Source organism: Umezawaea sp. NPDC059074, assembly GCF_042738955.1.
GTDB lineage: Bacteria > Actinomycetota > Actinomycetes > Mycobacteriales > Pseudonocardiaceae > Umezawaea.
The window spans coordinates 1-11,433 of sequence record NZ_JBHYHC010000210.1; the positions used below are offsets into that span (position 1 = coordinate 1).

The 11,433-nt window shown below is 70.4% G+C and carries 9 protein-coding genes and 1 riboswitch; of the genes, 4 read left to right on the top strand and 5 right to left on the bottom strand.

The genetic code is table 11. The annotated features are described in order from the left end of the window. Positions 1 to 211 precede the first annotated feature (211 nt). Complete coding sequence (gene cobN, locus ACFWW9_RS43915; protein WP_390389209.1) at positions 212 to 3,787, bottom strand: cobaltochelatase subunit CobN; 3,576 nt, start codon at positions 3,785 to 3,787, stop codon at positions 212 to 214. A 54-nt stretch (positions 3,788 to 3,841) separates the two neighbouring features. After that, positions 3,842 to 3,909, bottom strand: a riboswitch (cobalamin riboswitch). Between the two features lie 51 nt (positions 3,910 to 3,960). Between cobN and ACFWW9_RS43920 the strand changes: the two genes are divergently transcribed. Genes ACFWW9_RS43920 through cobJ form a run of 3 tightly spaced genes read left to right on the top strand, consistent with a single transcriptional unit; the run spans position 3,961 to position 7,066 of the window. Then, entirely contained in the window at positions 3,961 to 4,992 is a 1,032-nt protein-coding gene (locus ACFWW9_RS43920; RefSeq protein WP_390389211.1) for a hypothetical protein, read from the top strand. Continuing rightward, positions 4,989 to 5,615 (top strand): precorrin-8X methylmutase, encoded by a 627-nt coding sequence (locus ACFWW9_RS43925; protein ID WP_390389213.1) that lies wholly within the window; start codon positions 4,989 to 4,991, stop codon positions 5,613 to 5,615. The genes ACFWW9_RS43920 and ACFWW9_RS43925 overlap by 4 nt, the downstream gene beginning before the upstream one ends. Then, positions 5,612 to 7,066, top strand: coding sequence for a precorrin-3B C(17)-methyltransferase (gene cobJ, locus ACFWW9_RS43930; RefSeq protein WP_390389214.1), 1,455 nt, complete (start codon positions 5,612 to 5,614; stop codon positions 7,064 to 7,066). Before ACFWW9_RS43925 ends, cobJ begins: the two co-directional genes overlap by 4 nt. On the opposite strand, the gene ACFWW9_RS43935 is transcribed toward cobJ, so the two are convergent. From ACFWW9_RS43935 to ACFWW9_RS43950, 4 genes are read right to left on the bottom strand one after another with little or no spacing between them, the layout of a single operon-like run. Next, positions 7,041 to 7,757 (bottom strand): cobalt-precorrin-6A reductase, encoded by a 717-nt coding sequence (locus ACFWW9_RS43935; protein ID WP_390389223.1) that lies wholly within the window; start codon positions 7,755 to 7,757, stop codon positions 7,041 to 7,043. The two genes, cobJ and ACFWW9_RS43935, sit on opposite strands and share 26 nt — an antisense overlap. Then, complete coding sequence (gene cobM / locus ACFWW9_RS43940) at positions 7,757 to 8,500, bottom strand: precorrin-4 C(11)-methyltransferase (protein ID WP_390389216.1); 744 nt, start codon at positions 8,498 to 8,500, stop codon at positions 7,757 to 7,759. Before cobM ends, ACFWW9_RS43935 begins: the two co-directional genes overlap by 1 nt. Positions 8,501 to 8,510: 10 nt before the next feature. Continuing rightward, positions 8,511 to 9,677 carry a precorrin-6y C5,15-methyltransferase (decarboxylating) subunit CbiE gene (gene cbiE / locus ACFWW9_RS43945; RefSeq protein ID WP_390389217.1) on the bottom strand — a complete coding sequence of 389 codons (1,167 nt, stop codon included), beginning with the start codon at positions 9,675 to 9,677 and terminating at the stop codon, positions 8,511 to 8,513. After that, on the bottom strand, positions 9,674 to 10,066 hold the full coding sequence (locus tag ACFWW9_RS43950; RefSeq protein WP_390389219.1) for a TIGR03618 family F420-dependent PPOX class oxidoreductase: 393 nt from the start codon (positions 10,064 to 10,066) through the stop codon (positions 9,674 to 9,676). Before ACFWW9_RS43950 ends, cbiE begins: the two co-directional genes overlap by 4 nt. 180 nt (positions 10,067 to 10,246) lie before the next feature. Here ACFWW9_RS43950 and ACFWW9_RS43955 point away from each other — a divergent pair, with 180 nt between their 5' ends. Next, the gene (locus ACFWW9_RS43955) at positions 10,247 to 11,311 is read left to right on the top strand and encodes a hypothetical protein (protein ID WP_390389221.1); all 1,065 of its coding nucleotides are present in this window, start codon (positions 10,247 to 10,249) and stop codon (positions 11,309 to 11,311) included. Positions 11,312 to 11,433: the final 122 nt, after the last annotated feature.

Sequence of the window (11,433 nt, forward strand, 5' to 3'; positions counted from 1 at the left end):
AGACGCCTTGACAAACTTTGAAAAGCACGAACTGCGCTTAGGATCGGGGTGGCGGCGGGGGTCTGGGTGTCGCCCAGGTTGCGTGCTCCCGCTTTAGCCACGGGGCTGGTCAGGCGGAGCCGCTTGGGAACACCACAGCCCAGCCATCCCGCGCCGCCCACCGAAGGACCGTCGTGAGCGGCCGCCTGTCCCCAAGCGGCCGCCCACGCCCCTACCGGTCCTCCAAGTCCCCTTCGGTGCTCAAGTACACAGCCTGGAGCGCTTCCAGGGTCTCCGGGTTCGGGTGTTCCCACATTCCCCGGTTTGCCGCTTCCAGCAGCCTCTCCGAAATCCCGTGCAACGCCCACGGGTTCGATTCGGTCATGAACTTCTGGTTCTCCGGGTCCATCACGTACGTTTCGGCCAGTTTCTCGTACATCCAGTCGGCTACCACGCCGGTCGTCGCGTCGTACCCGAACAGGTAGTCCACTGTGGCCGCCAACTCGAACGCGCCCTTGTACCCGTGCTTCCGCATGGCCGACAACCACCGGGGGTTCACCACCCGTGCCCGGAAGATCCGGGTCGTTTCCTCGTTCAACGTCCGTGTCCGCACCGCGTCCGGCCGGGTGCTGTCGCCGACGTATGCCGCTGGCGCCTTCCCCGTCAGAGCGCGCACGGTCGCGACCATCCCGCCGTGGTACTGGAAGTAGTCGTCCGAGTCCGCGATGTCGTGTTCGCGCGTGTCGATGTTCTTGGCCGCCACGGCGATCCGCTTGTAAGCCGACTCCATGTCGGGTCGGGCCTGCACGCCGTCGAGTTCCCTGCCGTACGCGTAGCCGCCCCACACCGCGTACACCTCGGCCAGGTCGGCGTCGTCTCGCCAGTTCCGGCTGTCGATCAGCGGCAGCAAACCCGCTCCATACGCGCCCGGCTTGGAGCCGAAGATCCGCATGGTGGCGCGGCGGGCGTCGCCGTGTTCAGCCAAGTCAGCCTGGGCATGAGCCCGCACGTAGTTGGACTCGGCGGGCTCGTCCAGGGCGGCCACCAGTTGTACGGCGTCGTCGAGCATTGCCACGACGTGCGGGAACGCGTCGCGGAAGAAGCCGCTGATCCGGACCGTCACGTCGATGCGGGGGCGGTCCAACTCCTCCAGGGGAATGGGTTCCAGGCCGGTGACGCGGCGGGACTGGTCGTCCCAGACCGGGCGGACGCCCATGAGTGCGAACACTTCCGCGATGTCGTCGCCGGACGTGCGCATGGCGGAAGTGCCCCAAACGGACAACCCCACCGAAGGCGGCCATTCGCCGGTTTCACTGCGGTAGCGCGCCAGCAGTGAGTCCGCCATGGCCTGGCCGGTTTCCCACGCGAGCCTCGACGGGATGGCCTTCGGGTCCACGGAGTAGAAGTTGCGGCCGGTGGGCAGGACGTTGACCAAGCCGCGCAACGGTGAACCGGACGGGCCCGCCGGGACGTAGCCGCCGTCGAGGGCGTGCAGGACGTTGGTCATCTCGTCCGTCGTCCGGGCCAGGCGGGGGACGATCTCGTCGGCCGCGAACTCCAGGATGCGGGCCACCTGGTCGGAGTCCGTCAACGTGCGCGCGGCCTCACGGGACCACCCGGCGTCTTCCATGCCCTGGACGAGGGCGCGGGCGGTGGTCTCGATGTCGTCGGTCGTCGTGCGGGTCTCGGAGCCGTCCTCGTTGAGCCCCAACGCTTCCCGCAGGCCGGGCAGGGCCGCGACCTGGCCCGCCCACATCTGCTTCGCCTGGAGCATCGCCAAGACCAAGCCCACGCGGGCGTCGCCGGTGGGGGCCTCGCCGAGGACGTGCAGGCCGTCGCGGATCTGGACGTCCTTGATCTCGCAGAGCCAGCCGTCGACGTGGAGGATGAACTCGTCGAACTCGGCGTCGTGCGGGCGGTCCTCCAAGCCCAGGTCGTGGTCCAGCTTCGCGGCCTGGATGAGGGTCCAGATCTGGGCCCGGATGGCGGGCAGCTTCGCCGGGTCCATGGCGGCGATGTTGCCGTGCTCGTCCAGCAACTGCTCCAGCCTGGCGATGTCGCCGTAGCTGTCGGCGCGCGCCATCGGCGGCACCATGTGGTCGACGAGGGTGGCGTGGGCGCGGCGCTTGGCCTGGGTGCCCTCGCCGGGGTCGTTGACGAGGAACGGGTAGATCAGCGGCAGGTCGCCGAGGGCGGCGTCGGTGCCGCAGCCCGAGGACATGCCGACCGTCTTGCCGGGCAGCCACTCGAGGTTGCCGTGCTTGCCCACGTGGACGACGGCGTGCGCGCCGAAGTCGTCGGCCAGCCAGCGGTACGCGGCCAGGTAGTGGTGGCTCGGCGGCAGGTCCGGGTCGTGGTAGATCGCGATCGGGTTCTCGCCGAAGCCGCGCGGCGGCTGCACCATGACGACGACGTTGCCCGCCCGCAGCGCGGCCAGGACGATCTCGCCGTCGGCGTCCTTCGACCGGTCCACGAACAGCTCGCCGGGCGCCTGCCCCCAATGCTGCTCCATCTCCGCGCGCGTGTCCTCGGGCAGCGTGGCGAAGAACGCGCGGTACCGGGCGGCGGTCATGCGGACCGGGTTGCCGGTGAACTGCTCCTCGGTCAGCCAGTCCGGGTCCTGCCCGCCGGCGGCGATGAGCGCGTGGATCAGCGCGTCGCCGTCCAGCTGCTCGACGCCGGGAAGCTCGCCGGGAGCCCCGATGTCGTAGCCCTGCTCCCGCAACGCCGTGAGCAGCCGCACGACGCTGGCCGGGGTGTCCAGGCCGACGGCGTTGCCGATGCGGGAGTGCTTCGTCGGGTACGCCGACAGCATGACGGCGATCTTGCGCTCGGACGGCGGGGTGTGGCGGAGGCGGGCGTGGCCCAGCGCGATGCCCGCCACGCGCGCCGCGCGCTCCGGGTCGGCGACGTAGACGGTGAGTCCGTCCTCGTCGATCTCCTTGAAGGAGAAGGGAACCGTGATGATCCGGCCGTCGAACTCCGGGATCGCGACCTGGGTCGCGGTGTCCAGCGGCGAGAGGCCGTCGTCGTTCTCGTCCCACGCCGCGCGGCTGCTGGTCAGGCAGAGGCCCTGGAGGATCGGCACGTCCAGCGCGGCCAGCGCGCCGACGTCCCACGCCTCGTCCTCGCCGCCCGCGCCGACGGTGGCGGGCTTGCTGCCGCCCGCCGCGAGCACCGTGACGATCAGCGTGTCCGCGGTGCCCAGCACGGCCAGCAGCTCGGCCTCGGCGGTGCGCAGCGACGAGCAGTACACCGGCAGCGCGCGGCCGCCCTTGGCCTCGATCTGGTCGCACAGGGCGTGCACGAAGGCGACGTTCCCGGCCACGTGGTGGGCGCGGTAGTAGAGGACCGCGACGGTCGGGCCGTCACCGGCGGGCTCCGGGCGTTCGAGCAGGCCCCAGTTGGGCGCGGGGACAGGCGGCGCGAAGCCGTTGCCGGTCAGCAGGATCGTGTCGGACAGGAAGTTGTGCAGCTCCGCGAGGTTCGCCGCGCCGCCGTGCGCGAGGTAGGCGTGGGCCTCCGCGCACACGCCGCCGGGCACCGTGGACAGCTCCATCAGCGGCGCGTCGGGGTTCTGCTCGCCGCCGAGCACGACCACCGGGCGCGGGCCCGCGAGCAGGGCGTCCAGGCCCTCCTCCCACATGCGGCGACCGCCGAGGATGCGCACGACGACCACGTCCGCGCCCTCGACCAGCTCGGGCAGGTCGTCGACGCCGAGGCGCGAGGGGTTGGCGAGCCGGTAGTCCGCGCCACTGGCCCGTGCGGACAGCAGGTCGGTGTCGGAGGTCGACAGCAGCAGGATCACGCGAAAGCTCCACTCCGGGGTCCTCGCCCCAAGTCGTCGGCACACGGCGGAGCGGAGTTCCTGGCTCCCGGATCACTCCGGTGACAGTGGCGGGACCGCGTCGGATTCGCACCGACTTCCTCGCTGCTTCGCCGTTCGGCCTGACAGTACAGCCGTCACGTAGCATCCGGCGCGTGCCGAAGGAGCGAACTCACGCCGACGCCTGTCCAGGCGCTATCGACGTGCACCCCGCGGCCGACGGCGGCCTCGCGCGCCTCCGCGTCCCTGGCGGCACGCTGACGAAAGTCCAGTTCAGGGCCATCGTGACCGCTTCAGCCGACCTCGGCGACGGCCAGTTGGAACTCACCTCGCGGGCCAACGTCCAGATCCGCGGCCTGGCCGACGGGGCCCAGTTCGAGCTCGGCGAGCGGATGGCCGCGGCGGGCCTGCTGCCCTCCCTGACCCACGAACGTGTGCGCAACATCATTGCCGCGCCCCTCTCCGACACCACCCAGGCCGTCGTGGACGAGATCGACGACGCGATCTGCGCCACTCCCGCACTCGCCGACCTCCCCGGCCGCTTCCTCGTCACGGTCGGCGCGGAGGTCGCCGGACTGGGCGGCGACATCGGCCTGATCGGCGACGCCCTCCTGCTCGCTGGGAAGGACACCGGCCTCCGGCCGACCGACCCCGTGGCCGCCGTGATCGAGGCCGCCCGCCTCTTCGCCGCCGAGCGCGGCAGCGCGTGGCGACTGGCGGAGGTGCCCGACCTCGTCGCCCGGATCACCGCGGCCCTCGGCACCCCGACCGCCGAACGCCTCCCCGTCACCACGACTCCCCCGCTCCCCGGCCCGGCGGGCGACAAATTCGTCGTCGGAGCCCCCCTCGGCCGCCTCGACGCCCACCAAGCCGCCGCCCTCGCCGACCTCGACACCGGGCTCCGGCTCACGCCGTGGCGCGGCCTGGTCCTCCCCGGCTCCCCCGACCTGACCGGGCTCGGCCTGATCACCGACCCCGACTCCCCCTGGCACGGCGTGACCGCCTGCACCGGCCGACCGGGCTGCGCCAAGTCGCTGGCCGACGTGCGGACCGACGCGCGGAACTGGCTGGGCACCCCCCACACCCGACCGGTGCACTGGGCGGGCTGCGCACGACGCTGCGGACGACCGTCCGGAGACGTGATCGAGTTCGTCGCGACCGGCGACGGCTACGAGGAGACGAGTTGACGAGCTACCTCCAGGACGGTGCCGAGATCTACCGGCGGTCGTTCGCCACGATCCGCGCCGAGGCGGATCTCGGCGGGTTACCGGCCGACGTCTCGCGGGTGGCGGTTCGGATGATCCACGCCAGCGGCATGGTCGACCTCGTCGAGGACATCGCCTTCTCGCCGAACGTGGTCGCGGACGCCCGCGCCGCGCTGCTGGCGGGCGCGCCGATCCTGTGCGACGCCACCATGGTCGCGGCGGGCATCACCCGCAAGCGGCTGCCCGCCGACAACGAGGTGCTGTGCACGCTGGGCGACAGCCGCGTGCCGCACCTGGCCGCGCGGTTGGAGACCACGCGCAGCGCGGCGGCGATGGAGCTGTGGCGCGACCACCTGGAGGGGGCGGTCGTGGCCATCGGCAACGCGCCCACGTCGTTGTTCCGGCTGCTGGACATGATCGACGCGGGAGCGCCGAAGCCCGCAGCCGTGCTGGGCATCCCGGTGGGCTTCATCGGGGCCGTCGAGTCGAAGGAAGCCTTGGCGGCCAACGAGTTGGGCCTGGAGTACCTGGTCGTGCGCGGACGTCGGGGCGGCAGCGCCATCACCGCGGCGGCCGTCAACGCGATCGCGAGCGAGGAAGAATGACGGGCACGCTGTACGGCGTCGGGGTGGGTCCCGGCGATCCGGAACTGGTCACGGTCAAGGCGGCCAGGCTGATCGGCGCGGCGGACGTGGTCGTGTTCCACAGCGCGCGCCACGGCCGCAGCATCGCTCGGGCGACCGCCGCCCCGTACCTGCGCGAGGGGCAGGTCGAGGAGCAGCTGGTGTACCCGGTCACCACCGAGGACACCGACGACTACCAGGGCAGCATCGACGAGTTCTACGTCGAGTGCGCCGCACGACTGGCCGCGCACCTCGACGCCGGGCGGAACGTCGTCGTGCTGGCGGCGGGCGACCCGTTCTTCTACGGCTCGTACATGCACCTGCACAAGCGGTTGGCCGACAGGTACCCGACCGAGGTCGTGCCCGGCGTGACGTCGGTCAGCGCGGGCTCGGCGGTGCTCGGCAGGCCGCTGGTGGAGCGCGACGAGGTGTTGACGATCCTGCCCGGCACGCTGCCGCCGGACGTGCTCGCCGACCACTTGGCGCACACCGACTCCGCCGCGATCATGAAGCTGGGCAGGACGTTCAAGGGCGTCCGCACGGCGCTGGAGTCGGCCGGACGCCTGGACGACGCCTGGTACGTGGAACGCGCCACGACCGGCAAGCAGCGGACCGCGCCACTGTCCGAAGTAGACCCGGACACCGTCCCGTACTTCTCGCTGGCCGTTCTCCCCTCGCAGCCCCGGAAACGCACGTCTGTCGGCGAGGTCGTGGTCGTCGGCCTCGGCCCGGCGGGTCGCGAGTGGCTGACGCCGGAGGCGCGCGACGCGCTGGCGTCGGCCGACGACCTGATCGGCTACGGCCCGTACCTGGACCGCGTGCCGCCGAACCCGCACCAGCGCAAGCACCCGTCGGACAACCGGGTCGAGGCTGAGCGCGCCGCGTTCGCCCTGGACCTGGCCAAGTCCGGGTCACGGGTGGTCGTCGTGTCCTCCGGCGACCCCGGCGTGTTCGCGATGGCCAGCGCCGTCCTGGAGGTCGGCGACGAGGAGCAGTTCTCCTCGGTCCCGGTCCGCGTGCTCCCCGGCCTGACCGCCGCGCACGCCGTCGCCAGCCGGGTCGGCGCACCACTCGGCCACGACTACTGCGTGGTCTCCCTGTCGGACCGCCTGAAGCCGTGGGAGATCATCGCGGGCCGCCTGGAAGCCGCCGCCAAGGCCGACCTGGTGCTGGCGATCTACAACCCGGCGTCGCGCAGCCGCACGTGGCAGGTCGAGGCCGCCCGAGATCTGCTGCTGGCCCACCGCTCCCCGGACACCCCCGTGGTGATCGGCCGCGACGTCGGCGGCCCCGAGGAGCACGTCCGCGTCGTCCGCCTGGCCGACCTGGACCCGTCGGTGGTGGACATGCGCTGCCTGCTGCTGATCGGCTCGACCACGACCAGGATCACCGGTCAGGGCCAGGTCTTCACCCCCCGGCGCTACCCCGCCTGACCCACTCGACCGCCGCGTCGACCGTCTCCACGGTCGGCGCGGCGGGCGCGGGCGGCCGCCGCACCACCACGACCGGAATCCCCAGGATCCGAGCGGCCACCAGCTTCGCCGAGGTCTGCTCACCCCCGCTGTCCTTGGTCACCAGCACGTCGATCGCGTGCTCCCGCATCAACGCCACCTCACCGTCCACGGTGAACGGCCCCCGCTCCAGCAGCACACGAATCCGTTGGGGCACAGGCGGTTCCGGCGGCTCCACCGACCGAGCGAGGAAGAACCGGTCCACCCCGGCGAACACCCGGATGTCCTGCCGCCCGGTCGTGAGGAACACCCGCTCCCCCGGCAGGTCGACGGCGGCCTCCTCCAACGAGTCCACCCACCGCCAGTCGTCGCCAGGGCCCTGCTCCCACCCCGGCCGCCGCAACACCAGCAGCGGCACACCGACCACCGCCGTCGCCGCGACCGCGTTGGCCGTGATCCCCGCCGCGAACGGGTGCGTGGCATCAACAACGGCCGTGATCCCGTTGGCCCGCAACCACTCCACGAGCCCAGAGACCCCACCGAACCCGCCCACCCGCACCTCGCCCGAGGGCAACCGAGGATCACTCACCCGCCCAGCAAGCGACGACACCACCTCACCGGGCAACAACCCGGCCAACCGCCGCGCCTCCCCAGTTCCCCCGAGAATCAGGATCACGACCGGCAGCGCTCCGCCGAGTACAGGTGGCTGTCGACGAACTGCGACGCGTTCAACACCCGCCCCACCACGATGACCGCCGTGCGCTTGATGCCCGCCGCGATCACCTGCTCAGCGATGTCGGCCAACGTGCCGCGCACGACCACCTCGTCCTCCCGGCTGGCCCGCGCCACGACCGCCACCGGGCACTCGACCCCGTAGTGGGGCACGAGTTCCGCCACCACTTCCTCGATCCGCTGCACCGCCAGGTGCAACACCATCGTCGCCCCGGAAGCCCCCAACGTCGCCAGGTCCTCACCGGGCGGCATCGGCGTGGCCCGCGCCGACGTCCGGGTCAGCACCACGGTCTGCCCCACCCCCGGCACCGTCAGCTCCCGCTTCAACGACGCCGCGGCGGCCGCGAACGCGGGCACCCCCGGCGTCACGTCGTACGGCACCCCGACAGCGTCCAAGCGCCGCATCTGCTCGGCCATCGCGCTGAACACCGACGGATCACCGGAGTGCAGCCGAGCCACGTCCAACCCGGCCTCATGTGCCGCGACCAGCTCGGCCACGATCTCGTCCAACGTCAAGTTCGCCGTGTCCACCAGCCTCGCGCCCGCCGGGCAGTGCTCCAGCACCTCGTCCGGCACGAGCGCCCCGGCGTACAGGCAGACCGGCGACGAGCCGAGCAACCTGGCCGCCCGCAGCGTGATCAGGTCGGCGGCACCGGGCCCGGCGCCGATGAAGTGCACGGTCATCGAAACTCCCTCATCCGACGTCCTTCGTCACGGCCCACGTGGTCACCGGCATGTGCGGCCGCCACCCGGTGAACCCACCCACGGGCGACCCCCGGTTGATCGCGATCCGCGTCAGGTCCCCACCCAACTCCGGGTGCCACCGCGCGATCACCGCCTCCGACTCCATCGTCACCGCGTTCACGACGAGCCGCCCACCGGGCAGCAACGCCTCCCAACACGCCTCCACCACACCCGGCACGGTCAACCCACCACCGATGAACACCGCCGACGGCCGTTCCAGGTCCTTCAACGCCTCCGGCGCCTTCCCCACCACCACGTGCACACCGGGCACCCCCAACGCCCGCGCGTTCCGCCCGATCCGCTCGGCCCGCTCGGCGTGGTGCTCGATCCCGAACGCCCGACAAGCCGGGTGCACCCGCGCCCACTCGATCGCGATCGAGCCGGCCCCAGCACCAACGTCCCACAACAACTGCCCCGGCGCGGGCGCGAGCTGCGCCAACGTCACAGCACGCACCTCACGCTTGGTCAACTGCCCATCGTGCTCGTAAACGTCATCAGGCAACCCAGGAACCCGCGACAACACCGCAGCACCAACACACTCGATCGCCAGCACATGCAACGGATCCACATAGGACAAATCCTCGTGAATTCGCTCCCCCGGCCCCCCAAGGCGCTCCAACACCGTCACCACACTGGCCCCGTACCCACGCTCGACCAGCAGGTCCTTCACCGCCAACGGCGTAGACCCCAACACCAACACCCGCCGCCCAGGAGCCAACACCGGGTGCAGCAGCTCAACGGGCCGCGCCACCATGCTCACCACGTCGACGTCGTCGACCGCCCACCCCAACCGCGCACAAGCCAACGACACCGACGACGGGTGCGGCACGATCCGCACCCGTTCCCGCCCCAGCAACCGGATCAACGTCGACCCGATCCCGTGGAACATCGGGTCCCCACTGGCCAGCACGCACACCCGCCGGTGCCGATTGGCCTCGAACAGCCCCGGCAACGCGGGCAGCATCGGCGACGGCCACGCGATCCGCTCGAAGTCCCCCGGCACCATCTCCAACTGCCGCGTGTTCCCCATCAACACCTGCGCGGCCTCGACCTCGTCCCGAGCGGCGGGCGACAGCCCGTCCCACCCGTCGACCCCGATGCCGACGACCGCGATCACACGGTCCCCAACGCACGCGTGACCCGAATCTCGATCACGACACGCTGCGGGTTCACCCGTGGCTGCCGATACCGAGCGGCATACCGACGCTCCGCATCCGCCACCACGTCAGCCTCGCGCCGCACCACGGCCACACCCTCCAACGTCGACCACCGACGACCGTCCACCTGGCACACAGCAGCGGCGACACCACCTTCACCACCCGCCAGGACGTGCCGCACCTTGTGCGACCCACCGGACGTGATGACCCGCGCCACACCGGTTTCCACGTCGACCGTCACCCCGACGGGCACGACGTGCGGCGTGCCGTCGGCCCGCACCGTCGTCAACGTGCACAGGTGGCGCTCGCTCCAGAACGACTCGAAGTCGGCGCCCTTGTTCGTCAGCATGCGCACATCATGCTTGATCCCCCTGCTACCGTTGACGACGTGCACGTGACGCGCCGATTTACCCACCCCCGGCCGGGAGCACCGGTCGCCGGGGTAGTCGGCCTGCGCTGATCCACACCCGGTGACAGGACCGGCCGAGGGGAAACCCCGCCCGTCCACACTCACCGACAGGACACCGCAATGCTTCCGCGCGACCTCACAGACCCCACCCAGGGCCCCCACGCGATCCAACTACTCCTGAACGACATCCTCAAAGCCACACAAGGCACGGCAGACCTACGCGTGGTCCGCGAGGACCCCATCACCACCATCGCCGACAACTACACCAACCTCGGCTACCCACCGGACGCCATCACCAGGGACGCCCGCTACACGCGCTACCTCGACGACAACCGAGTCCTCAGAAGCCACACCAGCGCCATGATCCCCCTGTCACTCCGCCGCCTCGCAGCAGAGGACAACACCTGGACCGACGTCCTCCTGGCCTGCACAGGTGCCGTCTACCGCCGAGACGCGGTGGACCGCATCCACACAGGAACCCCCCACCAACTGGACCTCTGGCGCATCAGCCACACCCCCACCCAGTTGAACGACCTGGTGGTCACCGCAGTCAGGGCAGCACTCCCCAACGCCACCCTGCGCCTCATCCCAGCCACCCACCCCTACACGGAAAACGGCCACCAGGTAGACGTCCTGGTAGACGGCACCTGGCTGGAAGTAGCCGAATGCGGCCAAGCAGCCAGACACGTCCTCGACCGAGCAGGCCTAGGCACGACAGTAACCGGCATCGCCCTGGGCCTAGGCCTGGACCGCCTACTCATGCTCCGCAAAAACATCCCCGACATCCGCCTGCTGACAGCGACAGACCCAAGAATCGCCACCCAAATGCAAGACCTGACCCCCTACAAACAGGTCTCCAAACACCCCCCGGTAACCAGAGACCTCTCAGTAGCAGTAGACGCCCACGCAGACGACGAAACCCTAGGCGACCAGGTAAGAACAGCCATCGGCGACCTAGCAGAAGAAATCAAAATCCTCTCAGAAACCCCCATAGAGGACCTACCCCCAACAGCAGCAGCAAGACTAGGCGCAAAACCCGGCCAAAAGAACGTCCTACTACGAGTAGTCCTACGAGACCTGACCCGCACCCTCTCAGACGACGAGGCCAACAGAGCAAGGGACACCATCTACGCAACCATCCACCAGGGCACCATCAGCCACTGGACAGCAGGCCCCACCACCTAACGGACGCACCCAACCAGGGTAGCTCCCAGCCCCCTCTCCCCACCCCGATCCGAAGCGCCTTCGCACCCGTTTTGTCATTTTAAGGGATGATTCACGCCTTGAAAACACAAAACGGGGGTTTT